At 62.1% G+C, this 18,773-nt stretch carries 13 protein-coding genes and 1 tRNA gene; 6 read left to right on the top strand and 8 right to left on the bottom strand.

Annotated elements, in window-relative coordinates; all coding sequences use genetic code 11:
• Positions 1-328: 328 nt before the first annotated feature.
• The 4 genes from ABIE32_RS05565 to ABIE32_RS05580 form a co-directional block, all read right to left on the bottom strand.
• A complete protein-coding gene (locus tag ABIE32_RS05565; protein WP_429014627.1) occupies positions 329-697 on the bottom strand; it encodes a hypothetical protein in 369 nt (122 codons plus the stop codon).
• Positions 698-1,119: 422 nt separating this feature from the next.
• Positions 1,120-1,196: transfer RNA gene (locus tag ABIE32_RS05570), tRNA-Val, on the bottom strand.
• A 101-nt stretch (positions 1,197-1,297) separates the two neighbouring features.
• Entirely contained in the window at positions 1,298-3,535 is a 2,238-nt protein-coding gene (locus ABIE32_RS05575; protein ID WP_429014629.1) for a RelA/SpoT family protein, read from the bottom strand.
• A gap of 39 nt (positions 3,536-3,574) precedes the next feature.
• Positions 3,575-4,510, bottom strand: a complete 936-nt coding sequence (locus tag ABIE32_RS05580; RefSeq protein WP_429014631.1) for an alpha/beta fold hydrolase — start codon at positions 4,508-4,510, stop codon at positions 3,575-3,577.
• A gap of 81 nt (positions 4,511-4,591) precedes the next feature.
• On the opposite strand from ABIE32_RS05580, the gene ABIE32_RS05585 reads away from it, so the two are divergent.
• From ABIE32_RS05585 to ABIE32_RS05600, 4 genes are all read left to right on the top strand, one after another.
• Positions 4,592-5,374 (top strand): 3-hydroxybutyrate dehydrogenase, encoded by a 783-nt coding sequence (locus ABIE32_RS05585; RefSeq protein ID WP_429014633.1) that lies wholly within the window; start codon positions 4,592-4,594, stop codon positions 5,372-5,374.
• Between the two features lie 303 nt (positions 5,375-5,677).
• Positions 5,678-6,409: a two-component system response regulator OmpR gene (ompR, locus tag ABIE32_RS05590; protein WP_021027409.1), complete on the top strand. Its 732-nt coding sequence runs from the start codon at positions 5,678-5,680 to the stop codon at positions 6,407-6,409.
• Positions 6,410-6,565: 156 nt separating this feature from the next.
• On the top strand, positions 6,566-8,083 hold the full coding sequence (locus tag ABIE32_RS05595; protein ID WP_224149859.1) for a sensor histidine kinase: 1,518 nt from the start codon (positions 6,566-6,568) through the stop codon (positions 8,081-8,083).
• Between the two features lie 246 nt (positions 8,084-8,329).
• Positions 8,330-8,731 carry a GFA family protein gene (locus ABIE32_RS05600; RefSeq protein WP_224149860.1) on the top strand — a complete coding sequence of 134 codons (402 nt, stop codon included), beginning with the start codon at positions 8,330-8,332 and terminating at the stop codon, positions 8,729-8,731.
• A 110-nt stretch (positions 8,732-8,841) separates the two neighbouring features.
• Here the strand turns inward: ABIE32_RS05600 and ispF are convergent, their stop codons facing one another.
• Positions 8,842-9,321, bottom strand: a complete 480-nt coding sequence (gene ispF, locus ABIE32_RS05605; RefSeq protein WP_429014874.1) for a 2-C-methyl-D-erythritol 2,4-cyclodiphosphate synthase — start codon at positions 9,319-9,321, stop codon at positions 8,842-8,844.
• A gap of 135 nt (positions 9,322-9,456) precedes the next feature.
• Positions 9,457-10,353 carry an IspD/TarI family cytidylyltransferase gene (locus ABIE32_RS05610; RefSeq protein ID WP_429014637.1) on the bottom strand — a complete coding sequence of 299 codons (897 nt, stop codon included), beginning with the start codon at positions 10,351-10,353 and terminating at the stop codon, positions 9,457-9,459.
• A gap of 247 nt (positions 10,354-10,600) precedes the next feature.
• Between ABIE32_RS05610 and mfd the strand changes: the two genes are divergently transcribed.
• Together mfd and serB are read left to right on the top strand one after the other, a co-directional pair.
• Positions 10,601-14,089, top strand: a complete 3,489-nt coding sequence (gene mfd, locus ABIE32_RS05615; RefSeq protein ID WP_429014638.1) for a transcription-repair coupling factor — start codon at positions 10,601-10,603, stop codon at positions 14,087-14,089.
• Positions 14,090-14,294: 205 nt separating this feature from the next.
• Positions 14,295-15,002, top strand: a complete 708-nt coding sequence (serB, locus tag ABIE32_RS05620; RefSeq protein WP_429014640.1) for a phosphoserine phosphatase SerB — start codon at positions 14,295-14,297, stop codon at positions 15,000-15,002.
• Here serB and ABIE32_RS05625 read toward each other — a convergent pair.
• Positions 14,959-16,983 carry an ATP-binding response regulator gene (locus ABIE32_RS05625; protein WP_429014642.1) on the bottom strand — a complete coding sequence of 675 codons (2,025 nt, stop codon included), beginning with the start codon at positions 16,981-16,983 and terminating at the stop codon, positions 14,959-14,961. The genes serB and ABIE32_RS05625 overlap by 44 nt on opposite strands.
• Before the next feature lie 232 nt (positions 16,984-17,215).
• Positions 17,216-18,766 (bottom strand): ABC transporter substrate-binding protein, encoded by a 1,551-nt coding sequence (locus ABIE32_RS05630; protein ID WP_429014644.1) that lies wholly within the window; start codon positions 18,764-18,766, stop codon positions 17,216-17,218.
• Positions 18,767-18,773: the final 7 nt, after the last annotated feature.

Consider the following 18,773-nt stretch of genomic DNA (forward strand, 5'->3'; position numbering starts at 1 on the left):
TCCAGTTTGTGGTGCGGTACTTGCGCCGACCCCAGTTCGTCTCACTCATCATCCGAGCCTACTACCGCTGCGGCCCGGATTTGTGCAACAAAGCCTCGAATTTCTATTGAATATTGCGAGCCTCATTCCCTGTATCACCGTTCAGAGCGCGCTCAATGTTCACCTGGGCGCAAAGTGCGGCGACTTTGGCGTCTCGCCGCTTGGAGCCGCTAACACAACCCAGCAAATCGTAGATTTGCGGTTAAGACGAGGCGCGAAGCCGCAGACAGTACAGACGTACGACAAGGCTGGGCGCCCCCGGCGAAGCAACGACGTATCAAGGGTTGTGTTAGCGACTCTTAAGAGTGCCTCCGATTTCTGCGACCACCCCGACGCCTTCTGTAAGCTGGCGGTCGAGGGCTGAGGCAATATCCGCGAGAGCGCTGCGGACAATGGAGTCGGATTCGGCTTGCGCGCGATAAGTGGCGGCTCGGCTGTCGGCGCTGAGTTGCAGGTGGTGAGCGCGCTCAAGCTCAGAGCGCACATCAACAGCAATGCCGGTCTTGGGGGCTATCAGGCGGTCGGCGTTGTAGATCGTGTCTTTTGCATGTTTGCTCTCCAGTTGGGCGACTTGGATTTCGTCATCTCTGGCAGCCCCTGCGCGGTTGACCACGTCCTGTGCCTGGGCGATCTCGCACTTGCCTACCTGAGCGGTCATGCCTCACCCGTTCACCAGCGCACTGGGGGCAAACAGGGCAATGCAGGCCAAATTCGCAGAATCAGATTGCAGGCCCTGCTCTATCCGCCCAGCGTTGATGCTATGGACGGCCTCGGGCTGGATCGCCGCACATGACGTGATCGAGGTGGATTTTGATCGCCGCAGCATCAAGGGCGATGCTGAATACCTGAACCCCGCCTACATTGCGCGGCAGATAGGGCACAAAACGCGAAGATGCTTTTCACGGTCTACGCCAAGTGGATTATCGGAGCCGACCTAGGCCGGGAAAAGGCGAAGATGGAGCGGATGCTTGGAAACGAAAAAACCGCCCTGAAAGGCGGCTTGATCTATGGAGAACATTCTGAATGTCCCCCCAATGTCCCTGAAGTTTCCGGAAGCTGGTCTCTTCCGAATGGGAACATTGGTAGGCGCGATTGGACTCGAACCAACGACCCCCACCATGTCAAGGTGGTGCTCTAACCAGCTGAGCTACGCGCCTGTCGTTGAAGACTTGAATTATAGACCGAAAAATTCAGCGTTCTGGTAAACATGGCTACTTTTTCCAAAATCTGCGTTTTTAGCGGCCGGACACACCCGAGGTTACCGCCGCCGCGCCGAACGCACGCCGGAAACTGTGGCTACTGCAGCCAGCACCTTGGCCAGCCGGCCCGAATCCGAGATCTCCACGGTGAAAGTCATCCAGGCCGTTCCTTTGACAGACTGGGTCTGCACGCCGATCACATTCGTCTTGTCTCTGGCAAAGACTTCGGAAATATCGCGCAGCAGGCCCTGGCGGTCGTGCGCCTCCACCGCCACATCCACGGGATACACGGCTTCGCTGGCCGCCTGGCGTCCACCATAGCCCCACTCGACTTCGATCACGCGCTCCGGATTGCGCGCGCGCATCTCCCGGAAATTGCTGCAGTCGCAGCGGTGCACGCTCACACCCTTGCCCCGGGTGACAAAACCGCCAATCACATCCGGAGGCGCGGGCTTGCAGCATTTGGCCAGCTGGGTCATCAGTGAATCGACACCCACCACCAACACCCCGCCCTTGCCAGAGCCATCGCTCGCCTTGCGCGGGCGGTTGAGCAGAAATTCGTCCTGCGGCGCCTGAGGTTCAGGTGGGCGCAGTATGTTTTCGATGGCACGCAGCGATAGCTCGTCTTTGCCGACCACCTCGAACAACGCCTCGGCAGTCTTGAAGCCCAGTTGCTCCGCCAGGTCATCGTGCTTGAGAGACGTCTTGCCCTCCCGCTGCAGCAGTTTTTCCACCAGTTCGCGACCCCGGCTCACGTTCTCGTGGGTGATCTGTGCATTGAACCAGGCGCGCACCTTTGCCTTGGCGCGCGAGCTGACCAGGTAGCCCAGCTCGGCATTGAGCCAGTCACGCGACGGCCGCCCTTCCTTGACAGCAACCACCTCCACCGTCTGGCCGTTCTGCAGCGCGGTGTTGAGCGGCACCATCTGCCCATCGACCTTGGCACCGCGGCAGCGGTGGCCCAGCTCGGTGTGGACGGAGTAGGCGAAATCGACCGGGGTGGCACCCTGGGGCAGCTCAATCACAGCTGCGTCCGGAGTCAGCACGTAGATATGGTCATCAAACAGGCCACTGTCCTGCGTCTGCCCGACCAGATCCTTGCGCCATGCCAGCAGCTGGCGCAGCACGGCAATCTTGGCGTCGTAATCACTGCTGGCAGTGACACCCGCGTAGCCCTTGGCCCCGGCTTCCTTGTAGGCCCAGTGCGCTGCCACACCATTTTCGGCATGGTCATGCATGGCCTGGGTGCGGATCTGGATTTCAATGGCTTTGCCATTGTCATCGCGCACCACGGTGTGCAGCGATTGGTAGCCGTTGGGCTTGGGCTTGGCAATGTAGTCGTCGAATTCAGACTCGATGGGCGCGAATGTTTCGTGCACAAACGACAAGGCTGCGTAGCAATCTTTCACCGTGGGCACCACCACACGCAAAGCGCGGATGTCGAACAATTGCTCGAAATCCAGCGACTTGCCTCGCATCTTCTTGATGATGCTGTAGATGTGCTTGGGCCTGCCCGCCACGGTGGCGCTGATGCTGTGGGAACGCAGCGCCGATTCGAGCCGCTCGCGCAGGGTCACCATGTACAGCTCTCGCTCCACACGGGTCTCGTCCAGCAGCTTTGCTATCTTCTTGTAGGTGTCGGGCTCCAGAAAGCGGAAGGACAGGTCTTCCAGCTCCCATTTGATCTGCCAGATGCCCAGCCGGTTGGCCAGTGGCGCAAACACCTGCAGGCTCTCGCGCGCAATGGCCGGCGACACCGGTCTTTTGCTGGCGGCGTACCAGCGCAGGGTCTGCAGGCGTGAGGTGAGCCGCAGCATCACCACCCGCAGGTCGCGCGAAAACGCCAACAGCATCTTGCGGATGTTCTCGGTCTGGGTGGCAGGGTCGTCCACCAGATGGCCGGCATCGGCCTGGCGTGCCTGAGCCTGCACCTTCATCAGCGCAACGGTCTCGACTGCCAGCGATGCATAGCTTTCGCCAAACACCTTGCCAATGACTTCGCGCGGCTTGTTCAGCTGTTCGCTGGCATGCACCAGATAGGCTGCCGCCTGCATTGCTTCGGAGCCACCAATGTGCTTGAGGATCGCTGCCACCGCATCGGCGTGCTGCAACGCGTTTTCACCCGTATCCAGGGTTTCCTCGGCAATCAGGGGCAACGCGAAGGAGCGCGCCCGGGCCAGCACATCGTCCTGTGCAGGCAGTGCATGGGCGGTTGCAGCCACCAGAGGAGAAACCGGCTCTGCCGGAAGATGTTCTGCGCCGGGCGCAGGCTGAGCGACTGCCGTCAAACTTTTCATGTTGTCACCACACTCTTGCACTCCCCCGCCAGGAATGCACTACGAACCGCACAAAAAGGCCAGCACCGCAGCTACTTGATCAAAAGATACCAGGGTGGGCGCATGGCCGACCCCCGCAAATTCAATGACGCGGGCTCTGGGCCCGCGTTCCGCCATAGATTGGGCTGTTTTGGCAGAAAGCAAGTCCGATTCTGCACCACGCAGCACCAAGGTATCGGCACCAATGCTGTCATACAGTTGCCAGAGAAGCTGCTCACCTGCGGCTGCCATCTCCGACGTCATGGCCCGCATGGGCTCACCAATGGCCGGGTCGTAATGCAGGCGCACTGCCAGGCCGCTTTCAGGCCGAAGCATCGGACGCGACAGCGCGAGCCACTCATCCGGCGTATGCGGACCAAAACCCCGGGACAGTTGCCACAGCGCCTCCACCGCCTGCGCTTCGCTGGCATATACCATGTTCTTTCCGACATAGCCACCGATACGGACGAGCGATGCCGGCTCGATAACCGGCCCCACATCGTTCAGCACCAGGCGCCGGATCGGCACAGGCAGCACCGGCTGAATGCTTTTTTCTCCCGCCAGCCCCATGCCGATCAGGCCACCCATACTCGTGCCGACCCAATCGAGACTGCCAATGGGTGCCGCCTTGTGCACCTGCTGCAGCAGCGCCAGCATATCGGCCACATACAAGGGCACCTGGTAGCCCTGGGGATTGTCGAGCCAGTCGCTGTAGCCCCGCCCTACCACATCAGGGCAGATCACCCGCGCATGCAGCGCCAGTTGGCTGGCCAGTGCATCGAAATCGCGTCCCTGCCGCGTGAGCCCATGCACGCAGACGATGACATGCGGATGCCGCAGATCGCCGGTATGGTTCCATTCCCAATAGGCCATGCGGTGGGTGGCATTGCTCCGCCCTGCCTCCGTATTGCCAGCGACCGCACAGGTGACATATTGCAAGCGTGGTTGTTCAAGCATGGTTTTCCAAGTGGCAGGCCACCCTTGCATTTGGTTTAGGATGGCCGGTGGGAATGAACCAATAGTAACTGGAGATACTGAATGCTGAAAGGTAAAACCGCGCTGGTCACCGGATCGACAAGCGGCATCGGCCTGGGAATTGCGAAGGCACTGGCGCGCCAGGGCGCCCACATCATCCTCAATGGCTTTGGCGACGCCGAAGGCCCGAAGGCCGAAGTACGCGACGCCATGGCCGGGTCTGGCGCTCGCATTGGCTACCATGGCGCCGACATGAGCAAGGCCGCTGACATCGAAGCCATGTTTGCCTACGCCGCGCAGGAGTTTGGCCAGGTGGACATTCTGGTCAACAACGCTGGTATCCAGCATGTGGCCAATGTGCAGGATTTTCCTGTGGAACGCTGGGACGCCGTCATCGCCATCAACCTGACAAGCGCCTTCCACACCAGCCGGCTCGCGCTGCCTGCCATGCAAAAAAGCGGCTGGGGCCGCATCATCAATGTGGCATCGGTGCACGGCTTGGTGGGTTCTGCCGGTAAATCGGCCTACGTGGCGGCCAAGCACGGCATTGTGGGCCTGACCAAGGTGACCGCACTGGAAAACGCAGCCTCGGGCATCACCTGTAACGCCATCTGCCCCGGCTGGGTGCTGACCCCCCTGGTGCAAAAGCAGGTAGACGCCAAAGCCGAACAACTCAAGATCAGCAACGAAGAAGCCAAAAAGCTGCTACTGGGAGAGAAAGAGCCTTCGATGCAGTTCACCACCCCGGAAGAACTGGGCGAGCTTGCGGTGTTCTTCTGCTCCCCCGCTGCCAACAATGTGCGCGGCGTCGCCTGGAACATGGACGGCGGCTGGGTAGCCCAATAAAAACGGTTTCAATCCTGCACACCAACGGCGCGCATTGCGCCGTTTTTTTCACTCTTTTCATGTAATGCATTAATTGCATAACTAATGAAACATTTTTCGCAGACCCATAGCAATCTGAAAAATGAATGAAATTTCACGAAAAATAGAGATAGAAAACGAAAATTGAGAACTTGATAGCCTTTACAGCCATGCATATGTAACGCAAACTTTGTAACTTAGCGTCAAATTTTGGTCCAAAAACGCCTTTTTTCTAAAAAAGAGGTCAAAATGTAAAAGTTACAAATCAGCTGGAGGAAATCACCCATGGTGACTGCAACCAACCGTGTAGACAAAATTCTGGTCGTGGATGACGACGCCCGTATCCGCGACCTGCTGCGCCGCTACCTGTCGCATGAAGGTTTCGAGGTCATGATTGCCGAAGACGGCAAGGGCCTGCAGCGCATCCTGCTGCGCGAAACCGTCGATCTGATCGTGCTGGATCTGATGATGCCCGGTGAAGACGGCCTGTCGATCTGCCGCCGCCTGCGCGCCAGCAACGACCGCACCCCCATCATCATGCTGACCGCCAAGGGCGAAGACGTGGACCGCATCGTTGGCCTGGAAGTGGGCGCAGATGACTACATCGGCAAGCCTTTCAACCCGCGTGAACTGCTGGCCCGTATCCACGCCGTGTTGCGCCGTCGCCCACCCCAGGAAGCGCCTGGTGCACCTTCCGGCGAAAACGAAGTGGTCAACTTCGGCCCCTTCACATTTGACATGAGCACCCGGGTGCTGACCAAGGATGGCGAAGAGCTACCCCTGACCACGGGCGAATTCGCCATGCTCAAGACCCTGGTACGCCACCCCCGCCAACCGCTGTCGCGCGAAAAGCTGGCCCTGCTGGCACGTGGCCGCGAGTTCGAACCCTTTGACCGCAGCCTGGACGTGCAGGTCTCGCGGCTGCGCAAGCTGGTCGAAGTCGACCCCGCAGCGCCGCGCTACATCCAGACCGTGTGGGGCGTAGGCTATGTGTTCGTGCCAGACGGCGCCAACTGATCACGCTCTTCATAGAGAACGAGTTGCCAACCGCCCCCAGAGCCCCTGCGGGCGGTTTTTCTTTGCCGGTGCCCAGATTTTCAGCGTCATCTGCTCCGTTTGCGCATGGCGCACAATGCTGGAAGACTGCACAGCCCTTTTGAATTGATTTCCCTCATGGCATCCAACCCCGCTCACGACGCAGACCACTCCGGCCTGACACCGCTGGAAGGCACGGCCGGTGCCCGAGCACGCGCCAGCAAGCGCACCCGCGTGGGCCTCAACCTGTTCTGGCGCACTTTCTTCCTGCTGGCCATTCTGCTGACCGGCAGCATTCTGGCCTGGGTGCAGACCCTGCGCTCCCTGGAGACCGAGCCGCGCGCCATCCAGACGGCGCAGCAGATTGCCTCGCTCGTCAACCTCAGCCGAGCGGCGCTGCTGCACTCAGACGCGATTGCCCGCGTATCCCTCGTCAAGACCATGGCCGACCAGGAAGGCGTGCGCATCGTGCCGCGCGAGCCCAAGGACACCTACGAGCCCATGGATACCTCCACGCCGCTGGGCGCGCGCCTGACGCAGGAGCTGACACGTCGCCTGGGCCCGGGAACCGTGGTGGCCAGCAGCGTCAACCACGAAGAAGGCCTGTGGGTGGGCTTTACCATCGATGGCGACCAGAACTGGTTCCTCATCGAGCCCTCGCGCTTCAACCCTGCGGGCGGCAAGACCTGGCTGATCTGGGTGCTGACGGCTGCAGCCCTGTCGCTGGCGGGTGCTGCTGTGATCGCAGGCCTCATCAACCGGCCGCTCAAGCAACTGTCAAGCGCCACCAACCGCCTGCGCGAGGGCGATTTCGCCGCGCAGCTGGACGAAGACGCGGTCACCAGCGAAATCCGTGAAGTGAACATCGGCTTCAACCGCATGAGCGAACGCCTGGCCAAGCTGGAGCAGGACCGGGCGGTCATGCTGGCGGGTATCTCGCACGACCTGCGCACGCCGCTGGCGCGGCTGCGGCTGGAGACCGAAATGAGCGTGTTCGACGATGTGGCCCGCGAGCACATGGTGGCCGACATCGTGCAACTCGATGCCACCATCGACAAATTCCTGGATTACGCGCGGCCCGATCACGCTGCCAAGCTCACCCCCGTCAACGTCTATGGCGTCGTGTCGTCCTGCGTCTATGCCGTGCAGGACCACCAGGAGCTGCAGATCAACATGACCGTGCCAGAAGAGCTGATGGCCAGCGCCGATGAGATCGAACTCTCGCGCGTGCTCTCCAACGTGCTGGAAAATGCGCGCCGCTATGGCAAATCGCCCGGCACCAACTACACACGGGTGGACATCACCGTCAAGTTCAGCGATACCACCGTCACCATCCGCATGCGCGACCATGGCCCCGGCGTATCCGCAGACCAGCTGACCAACCTCACCAAGCCCTTCTTCCGGGGCGACACCGCCCGCACCGCTGCAGCGGGTGCAGGCCTGGGTCTTTCCATCGTCGAAAAAACCGTGCAACGCATGGGCGGACGCCTCACCATGGCCAATGCATCCGATGGCAGCACCGGCCTGGTCACCAGCATCTATCTGCGCCGCGCACCTGACCAGCCCCAGGGCAAGGAGCCCAAGCGCCGCCTGCAGCGTCCGCAGATCAAGCGCCATCTGCCCGGCCAGCCCACCAACCTGGGAGACCTGCAGTAACACGGGCACTGCGGGTTGGAGTGAAATCGGGCGATTTCTGTGCGCCCGCCCTTGCTTGCCACCCCGGTGCAAGCTGCGGCCCAACGCATCGAACCCATCCCGATTGCACTCCAACCCGGCTGCGCAGAGATCGCAAACACATTCTTAAGCACCGGCACTCGGGCACCATTCTCATTTGAACAGTTGTGCCGAGCGGCCGACCATGTCTAGAATGCGGGCACACTCCCATTCTCCAAGGAAGCTGCCATGCAAGCCCAGTGCCTCTGTGGCGCCGTTCATGTGACTGCGCCCACCTTTCTCCAGGTTCATGTCTGCCATTGCACCATGTGCCAGCGCTGGAATGGAGGCCCGGGCTTCAGTCTCGAAGGCGGTACCGAAGTGGAAGTGAGCGGCCCCGTCACCCGCTACGCCTCGTCGGAATGGGCAGAGCGCGCCTTCTGCAGCCGCTGCGGCACCCACCTGTTCTACCGCCTGGTGGAGAACAATGCGCACTACCTGTCTGCGGGCCTTTTCCAGGACGAAGACGGCTTGCAGCTCACCCAGCAGATCTACATCGACGAGAAGCCCGCCTACTACGCGCTGGCCAATGAAGTGTGCACCCTGACGGGCGCGCAGTTCATGGCCCGGCATGAGGGCGGCGAGGCTTGAGCAGAACATTCAAGGAAGTGCCCCGCTCCCCACAATAGGATCAGTTGCCGCCAAACCTGATCCACAAGCCGCCAGGGCCTTTCCGGAAAACGCCTCCAGCCACCAAAGCCCTACGATCCCGCGCGCACCAGCAGCACCACGGCACGTGCTTCCATGGCGGCGCCCTGCCCCACCGGCCCCATTTTCTCTGCGGTCTTGGCTTTGACGTTGACCTGGGCCTCGTCGATACCCAAGGCCCTGGCGATGCTGGCACGCATGGCGGGAATGTGTGGCGCCAGCTTGGGGGCTTGCGCAATCACCGTGCTGTCGACGTTGTTCACCACCCAGCCCTGCTCGCCCACGCGGCGCATGGCCTCGGTCAGCAACACGGCCGAATTGGCGCCGCAAAAGCGTTCATCCGTGTCCGGAAAGTGTGTACCGATATCACCCAGGCCCGCAGCGCCCACCAGCGCATCGGTAATCGCATGCAGCAGGGCATCGGCATCCGAATGCCCCAGCAAGCCCGCCGTATGTGGAATGGTGACGCCTCCCAGCACCAGATCGCGCCCTGGTACCAGCGCATGAATATCCCAGCCTTCACCAATCCGCATTGCCAACATCACGCACCTTTTTCATTCAAGTTTCAGTTAAATATTCCATGCATGCCCATCCCATGCGGGGCTTGCTTTCGAAGGCCTCATTGCCTGCAGCACGCCCCAGACAACTCAGCAATCAGCCTCCAGCCCTTATTCATCGCGCGCCGCCTTGCCAAAAATGATAGCAATCTGGCTTTCTCCTGCGGCCATGCGCTGTGTCAACAAGGCTTCTGCCAGCGCAAAATCGTCTGGATAGGTGATCTTGAAATTGAAACTGCTGCCCGCCACCAGGCGCGGGTGCAGGCCGGCGGCTTCAATGGCGCTTGCCTCGTCCGTTACATCCTGGCATTGTGCCAAGGCATCCAGCAAGGTGCCAATCCGGAACATCTGCGGCGTCTGCGCCAGCCACTTGTCGACACGCGGCAAGGTCGTGCTGACACGGCTTTGTCCATGCGCGTCAATTTTTGCGGCTTTGAGCGTGTCGGGCAGCGGCAGGGCCAGCAGGCCACCCACGGCATCGCTTGCACATTCCTGCATCAGCTGCTCGATCTGGCCGGGCTTGATGAGGCAACGCGCCGCATCGTGCACCAGAACCCAGTCATGGCGCTGTGCGCCTTGATCGAGCAGGCTGCGCAGGCCGCCCGCCACCGTATCGGCACGCGTGGGCCCTCCACAGGGGCTGATCGCAAAGCCAGCGTGCGCGTAGCGCTGCAGAAAATCATCACCACTGCTCACACCCACCAGCACGCCGGCGAGCGGCTTGACCGCCATGAAGGCAGCCAGGGTATGCAACACCAGGGGCCAGCCCGCCACCTTCTGGTATTGCTTGGGCACGTGGGCCGGACGCGTGGCATCCACCGCTCGCGCGCCCACACCGGCGCAGGGCAGAAAAGCCCAATACCGGGCAATCACGTCACGGCTTGCCTCGTCCAGCGTCTGCGTGGCCGCACCCGTGTCTGCGGGCAATGGCGCAGGCTGCGGAATCGCTGCAGCAGGTGCGGCTGCGGGCACCACAGGGATCAAATCATTGCGGACAGACTGGTTCATGCGTCTATTTTAGAATGGTCCGGACTTTTGATTTGACGCACGGAGCCTGGGAAGGCTCTGCAAAACCCTCACCGGATGGAATGGACGCGGATCGCCCGAGACCGCGCTCAGGCCATGGCAGCGAGGTTTGCAGAGGCCCCCTTGGGCTTTCCGTGCTTTTGTTGTTCTGCTTCCCGCTGCTAGCCCGCTACCAGCGGGCTCAGCTGTTGTGAAGGTAGCCCATTCGCCAAGATGGGTTGTTGATACCATGGATCTCCCCAAACTCACCGCCGGCAAACGCTTCCAGTCCCCGATGCCGCCCGGCAGCGCCGACGCATTGCTGCTGGCGCGCCTGGCCGAGCGCGAAGCCTCGGGCAAGCGTGTCACCGCCATCGTCACGGCCGATGCGAGCGACGCGCATCGCCTGCAGGACGAGGTGGCCTTTTTTGCGCCCGAGCTGCGCACCGCCCTTTTCCCGGATTGGGAAACGCTGCCGTACGACACCTTTTCGCCGCACCAGGATCTGATCAGCGAACGCCTGGCCACGCTGTGGCGCATCAGCCAGGGCGAGGCGGACGTGGTGCTGATCCCCGCCACCACGGCCCTGTACCGCCTGGCGCCGCCATCCTTCCTGGCAAGCTATACCTTCGCCTTCCAGGCCGGGCAGAAGCTCGACGAGGCCAAGCTCAAGGCGCAGCTCACGCTGGCGGGCTACAACCATGTGTCGCAGGTGGTCAGCCATGGTGAATACTCCGTGCGGGGCGGGCTGATCGATCTGTTTCCCATGGGCTCGCTCGTGCCCTACCGGGTCGATCTGTTTGACGACGAGATCGACTCCATCCGCACCTTCGACCCCGATACGCAACGCAGCCTGTACCCGGTCAAGGACGTGCGCCTGCTGCCTGGGCGCGAGTTTCCCATGGATGACGAGGCGCGTGCGCGCTTTCGCAACCGCTGGCGGGAGCTGCTGGAAGGCGACCCGACCAAGAGCCGCATCTACAAGGACATGGGCAACGGCGTGGCCACGGCCGGCATCGAATACTACCTGCCGCTGTTCTTTGACAGCACCGCCACCGTGTTTGATTACCTGGGGGCGCACGCCACCTTGGTGCTGCATGGCGATCTGGAGCCCGCTTTCCAGCGCTTCTGGCAAGACACCAAGGACCGCTACCGGCTGGTGCAGGGTGACCCGGAGCGCCCGGCGCTGCCGCCTGAAACCCTGTTCCTGACCGCAGACCAGTTCTACACCACCGCCAGGGAAACAGCCCAGTTTGCGCTGCGCCCGCAGGTGGAGGATGTGGAGGACGCAGCCGTTTTCCAGAAACTGGAAGACCTGGCCGTGGTGCGTGGCGCCGAAGACCCGCTTGCCAAACTGCAGCGGCACATTGCATCCGGCAAGGCACGCACGCTGCTCCTGGCGGAAAGCGATGGCAGGCGGGAGAGCCTGCTCGATTTCTTCCGTGCGAGCGGCCTGAACCCGCCAGCCTTTGATTCGCTGGCCGAGTTCCAGCAGACCACGGACGAGAAAATCGGCATCGCCACTGCTGCGCTTGCCAAGGGCTTTCGCTGGGCCGAGCAAGGGATCGACTTCGTCACCGAGACCGAACTGTTCGCCGCCACCGGCAGCGCACGCCGCCGCCGCAGGCAGGAACAGGCCAGCGATGTCGAGGCGCTGATCAAGGACCTGTCGGAGCTCAAGGTCGGCGACCCGGTGGTCCATGCCCAGCACGGCATTGGCCGCTACCATGGACTCATCAACATGGATGTGGGCCAGAAGAACCCCGACGGCTCGCCCGCGCTGCAGGAGTTTCTGCACCTCGAATACGCAGACAAGGCGGTGCTGTATGTACCGGTAAGCCAGCTCGCGCAGATCAGCCGCTACACCGGGGTATCGGCAGACGAAGCCCCATTGCACAAACTGGGCAGCGGCCAGTGGGAAAAAGCCCGGCGCAAGGCCGCAGAACAGGTGCGCGACACGGCCGCCGAGCTGCTCAACATCTACGCCCGCCGCGCCGCGCGCGAGGGCCACGCCTTCCGCTACAGCCCGCAGGACTATGAGCAGTTCGCCAACGACTTCGGCTTTGATGAAACCGCCGACCAGCGCGCGGCCATCCACGCGGTGATTCAGGACATGATCTCGCCCCGCCCCATGGACCGGCTGGTGTGCGGCGACGTGGGCTTTGGCAAGACCGAGGTTGCGCTGCGCGCAGCCTTTGTCGCAGTGACCGGCGGCAAGCAGGTCGCACTGCTGGCGCCCACCACCTTGCTGGCCGAGCAGCATTACCAGACACTGGTAGACCGTTTTTCCAAGTGGCCGATCAAGGTGGCGCTGGTGTCGCGCTTCCGCTCAGGCAAGGAAGTCAATGCCACCATCAAGGGGCTGGATGACGGCACGGTCGACATCGTGGTGGGTACGCACAAGCTCCTGTCGGAGAAGACCCAGTTCAAGAACCTGGGCCTGCTCATCATCGACGAAGAGCATCGTTTCGGCGTGCGCCACAAGGAAGCCATGAAGGCCATGCGCGCCGAGGTGGACGTGCTCACGCTCACCGCCACCCCCATTCCGCGCACCATGGGCATGGCGCTCGACGGGCTGCGCGATCTGTCCGTCATTGCCACGGCGCCGCAGCGGCGCCTGGCCATCAAGACCTTTGTGCGCAACGAAGGCACCGGTGTCATCCGCGAAGCCGTGCTGCGCGAATTGAAGCGCGGCGGCCAGGTCTACTTTCTGCACAACGAGGTCGAGACCATCGAGAACCGGCGCCAGAAGCTGGAAGAAATTCTGCCCGAAGCACGCATCGCCGTGGCCCACGGCCAGATGCCCGAGCGCGAGCTCGAACGCGTGATGCGCGACTTCGTCGCCCAGCGCTACAACATCCTGCTGTGCTCGACCATCATCGAGACCGGCATCGACGTGCCCAGCGCCAACACCATCATCATCAGCCGCGCCGACAAGTTTGGCCTGGCCCAGTTGCACCAGTTGCGTGGCCGCGTAGGCCGCAGCTATCACCAGGCCTACGCCTACCTGATGGTGCCGGACATGGAAGGCCTGACCAAGCAGGCGGCGCAGCGGCTCGAAGCCATTCAGCAGATGGAAGAACTGGGCAGCGGCTTCTACCTCGCCATGCATGACCTGGAAATCCGGGGCGCGGGCGAAGTGCTGGGCGACAACCAGAGCGGCAACATGATGGAGATCGGCTACCAGCTGTACAACGAGATGCTGTCCGAAGCCGTGCGCAGCCTGAAAAACGGCAAGGAGCCCGATCTGCTCTCGCCGATGGCCGCCACCACCGACATCAACCTGCACGCCCCGGCCCTGCTGCCCAACGACTACTGCGGCGATGTACACCTGCGCCTGTCGTTCTACAAGAAGCTGGCAACCGCCAAGACGGCCGACCAGATTGACGGCCTGCTCGAAGAAATCGTTGACCGCTTCGGCAAGCTGCCGGCGCAGGCGCAGACCCTCATCGACGTTCACCGCCTGCGGGTGCTGTGCGAGCCGTTTGGCGTGCAGAAGGTCGATGCGGCGCCAGGTGTGATCAACATCAGCTTCCACCCCAACCCGCCCATTGACCCGATGACCATCATCGGCCTGATCCAGAAAAACAAGGCCATCAAGCTGGCTGGCAATGACAAACTGCGCATCGAACGCGCCCTGCCCGAGGTGAAGGACCGCGTGCAGATGGTGCGCGATGTGGTGCGCAGCCTCGGCAAGCCGCTGGCCAACACCCCCAGAACCGAAGGTGCAACGGCGTAGAGGCAGTGCAAAAAATGTAGCAATATGACCGCTGGCGCCCGCCCATTGGGCGCCAGCACTCTTTTATTCATAGCAAATTCTCCCCGGACCCGCTCCGGTGGCATCGATCCTCGTACCGCACCACGGACGGCGCCTCTGGGTAGAATCAGCGCCAGACGCCCGCAGCGCCCAAGCAGCGGCCCCATCCACGAAAGCATCCACCCCCATGACTGCCACGCCCCCGCCCGCCATCGAAATCAAAGGCACGCTTCCCTTCAACAAGCTGGCTGACTACAAGCTGATCGCGTTCGACATGGACTCGACCCTGATCACCATCGAGTGCATCGACGAGATTGCCGACATCACCGGCAAGAAGGCCGAGGTGGCAGCCATCACCGAAGCGGCGATGCGCGGCGAGATCACCGACTACAAGGAAAGCCTGCGCCAGCGCATGGCTCTCCTCAAGGGTGTGCCGATTGCCGACATCGAGCGCGTGCTGCAGGAGCGCCTGCAGCTGACCCCAGGCGCCAAGACCTTGATCGACGCTGCCCATGCAGCCGGTCTCAAGGTGCTGCTGGTATCGGGCGGCTTCACCTTCTTTGCAGACCATGTCAAAGCCCAGTTGGGCATTGATTTTGTGCGCGCCAACATCTTTGAAGTGCAGGATGGCAAGCTCACCGGAGGCCTGGTGGAGCAAAGCTGGGGCGACATCTGCGACGGCGAGGAAAAGCGCCGCACGGTGCTGGGCCTGGCGTCGCTGATGGGCATTGCACCTGCCCAGGTGATTGCCGTGGGCGACGGCAGCAACGACCTGCCGATGATGCGCGAGGTGGGCCTGTCCGTGGCCTACCATGCCAAGCCTCGCGTACGCGCCGAGGCCAAGGTGGCCATCAATCAGGGCGGTCTGGATCAATTGCTGGAAGTGTTTCCATAAACTCCTCCATGTCCAGCCGCAGGCCCAGCTCGCGGCTGAGCAGGTCATGCAGTTGGCGTGGGTCGATGGGCTTGTGCATCAGGGTGGCGCCCATGGTATTGGCCAGTTGCAACCGCCCTGGCGCGGTGTCGCCCGTCAGGATGATGTAGTGCGGCAGGTGCGTCTGCCATGGCGGGTAATGGGCAATCGCTTCGCGCATCGCCATCACCACCATGCTGCCGTCCTCGGTTTTTGACAGGCGCAAGTCGGTCAGCACCACATCGAACGGGCGGCTTGCACTGTCCTGCGCACGCCGCAGCAGGCGCTGCACCTGGCCAACGGTTGCCGCACTCGCCACCTCGCACTGCCACTGCTCCAGCATGCTTGACAGGCCAATGCGCACCAAAGGCTCGTCGTCCACTACCAGCACCCTCATGCCGGCAAGCGGCTCATACCCCGCATTGTCGGCGTCTTCCCACAGGCCCGACACCAGGCCATAGCCACCCGCAGGCGCGGCCTCTGCCATCAACGCAACGCGGAACACCGAGCCCTTGCCCAGCCGCGATGACAGCGACACCTGCACGTTCAGGATGTCCGCCAGCTCCCGCACGATGGCCAGCCCCAGGCCAAGCCCTTTGCCGCCGGGTCCATGGTCCTCACCGACCTGGCGGAACTCCTGAAAGATCAGCTCATGGTGGGTAGGCGCAATTCCCAGGCCTGTATCCCACACTTCAATGCAGCGCTGCAGGCCGCGCTTGCGCACTGCCAGCAGCACGCCACCCTGGTCGGTATAGCGCAGCGCGTTGGAGACCAGATTGCGCAGCAGCATGAAAAGCAGCGACTGGTCGGTGTAGACCCAGTCCTCGCTGTCCCGCACCCGAAAAAGCAGGCCCGCCGCGTCGGCCTGCGGGCCAAACTCCTTCTCCAGGCGGCGCAGAATGCCGGCAATGGCCACCGGCTGGAGCTTGGCGTCCAGCACACCGGCTTCGATGCGCGAGTAGTCCATCAGCGTATCGAGCATCTCGCGGCTTGCGGCGCTGGCCGCGCGCGCGTGCTCCAGCACACTTGCCTGCGGCGGCGTCAGGCCCGAGCCTCGCAGGGTTTCCAGAAACAGGTTGAGTGCCTGCACCGGTTGGCGCAGGTCATGGCTCACACCGGCAAGGACGCGGTTCTTGTCGTGCACCGCATTCTGCGCATGGCGGGCATGGTCGCTCAGGTGCTTTTTGTACGACGCAATGGCATGCGCCAGCTGATCAATCTCATCGCCATGCAGGTCAGGCGCGGTGTGGATACCGCCGAATTCGTCGTCGCGCACTTCGCGTTGCAGGCTGACAATCCGCCGCGACACCGAGGCATCCATATAGATGCCGGCGGCGATCACAATCAGAATCAACGCAGTCACCAGCCAGTTGAGGCGCTCCTGCTGGTTGGCCACGTCGCGCGAGAGCTGGCGGCCTCTCTCATTGAGCTCGCGGCGCAGGTCTGCTGCCACATGGCTGGCCAGCAAGGAGAGCTTGGTGGCAAGAGCCTGGCTGCCCGCCACCAGCGCGTCGGTCTGCATCGCAGCCTCGCCATTGATCGAAGGCTCGAACACCGCGCCGCTCAATTGGCCCACCTTCACCCGAAGCGCTTCGCGCGCGGTGACCAGTTGCGGCCCCAGATCGCGCAGATCGCCACTCGCCACCAGCTCGGTCACCAGCTTGTCCAGCCACAGCATGCGGTCGGTCAGCTCCATCATGTTCAGGCGCCGTTCGCTCTGGCTGTTGCTCTGCCCCACCAGGCGCGCGTAGCTTGCCACCATCTCGCTTTGCTGCATCAACCGGGTGCTGGCAACCAGTTGCTCCATTTCGACGTTTGCCAGGCGCCGCACTTCCTGGTCAGTCCGCTTGAGCCCCCGGATCGCAAATACAAAGACCAGGGCAATGCCCAGTGCGACTACCGTCAGGATGATCAGCAGCCTGGCAGTGACCGAAGGCCTGGCGAGCTTCAAGGAGCGGGACATGCGCCTACGCCCATGAACACCAGACAGGAAAGACACCCTTGCGCGCGGCGGCCCGAAAGCCCCGCTTGGCAACGCCCGCCTTCATAACCTGGCTGTAGAGATTGAAAAACATGGTGATTCGCGCTTCTGTTCATTGGATTGCATTGAAACCCGTCACACCCCGATACCCTTGGACACCAATCGCTCCATCGCTCTGTTATTGAAAGGGCTTGCAAAGACTGCATGGATTCACTCAGTTCTGCCAACGCAGGTTCTCTATCGCAAACACGGGGACCGGGCAGTGCTCCCACATGCCTGTCAGCTCGCGACGGATGAAATTTCGCTCGGGCCGCAGCTGGATGAAGAGATTGACCGCATCCTCCGTGATCTGGCGCTGAGCCTGCCCCAGCTGTTCGTTGCGTTCGGCGTCGCTGCGCGCGGCGCGGACCTTCTCCCAGATTTTCTTGAAGGCGCGGTTGTCATAGTTGAAGTAGTAGCCGTTGCGGGCGTAGATGTTCAGGTCCATGGGCTCGACGTGCATGATGACGGTCATGTCGTAGTCCTTCTGCTTGAATACCTTGTCCAGCCAGGTCGGCCAGTCCATGGTCACGATTTCGACCTGAATACCGATGGCCTCCATCTGCCGGGCCACGATCAGGCTGCCATAGCGCCCATAGTCCGTGGGCGGCAAGGCCAGCTTCAACACCGTACCCGACGCCACCCCGGCTTCACGCAGCAATGCCTTGGCGCGTTCCACGTCATAGGGGTAGCGGTTCACCAGGTTCACGTACGCAGGGTGGAATGGCGAGAAATGCGAACCGATGGGCACAGCCTGGATCAGCGGCCCATAGATGCCATGGTATTCACGGCGGTCGATGGCATGGCTCAGCGCCCGGCGTACACGCACGTCATTGAGCGGCGCACGGGCATTGTTCAGCGCCACGATCTGCTTGCCCTCGACGCCGCGCGAAGTCATCACGTAGTCGGACCGTCCCGCGAAGGCGCCAGTCAGCCGCGTCACGCTGCTCAGCACATCAATGCGGCCTTCGGCAAGCATGCTCTCCGTCTCGAACGAGGTGGTCATGAAAAGGAACTGCGCCTCACGTATCTGCGGTTTCTGGGAGTTCCACCAGGAGTCATTGCGCACCAGGCTCACCGAATGGCCGCGCTTCCACGGCTGCACCCTGTACGGCCCCGTGCCCACCGGTCGTACGGCATTGGTGTCGGCCGTATCGGGATGCACCATGACGGCGCCCGGCAGCGCCAGCGCATAAGGCAACAGACTGTCAGGTGCGGAAAGGTGGATGCGCAGCATCTGTTCATCCACTGCCTCGACCGACGCGACCTTGTCGAACCATTCGAGGTAGGCATTCATGCCCGTCATCTTCATCATGCGCTGCAGGCTGAAGACTGCCGTATCTGCATTGAATGGTTTGCCGTCGTGGTAGAGCACCTGCTTGCGCAGCTCGAAGTCGACCGTCTTCCCATCCTTGCTGACCTGCCACTGCGTTGCCAGCCGAGGCCGCACCTGACCTTCCCCGTCGATGAAGGTCAGGCCTTCGTAGACGTTGGCATAGGTGATCTCGCTGGCAGTCCCTGCGCTGGTCGTGGTGATGTCCAGCGATGGAGGCTCCAGTTGGATGCCGATGCGCAGGCTGTCCGAGCCAGCCCAGGCGGGCAGCAGACCCAGCCAGCACACCAGTCCCAACAACCATGACCGCCATTGCCGCAGCAGGCTGACAAGCTGCTGGCCCAACCCGCCTGCCGGGTGTCTGCGCTCAACTCCAGTGCCTTGCTCTGCCATACTGCAT

This window comes from Comamonas sp. 4034, from assembly GCF_050434545.1.
GTDB classification, from domain to species: domain Bacteria; phylum Pseudomonadota; class Gammaproteobacteria; order Burkholderiales; family Burkholderiaceae_C; genus Comamonas; species Comamonas odontotermitis.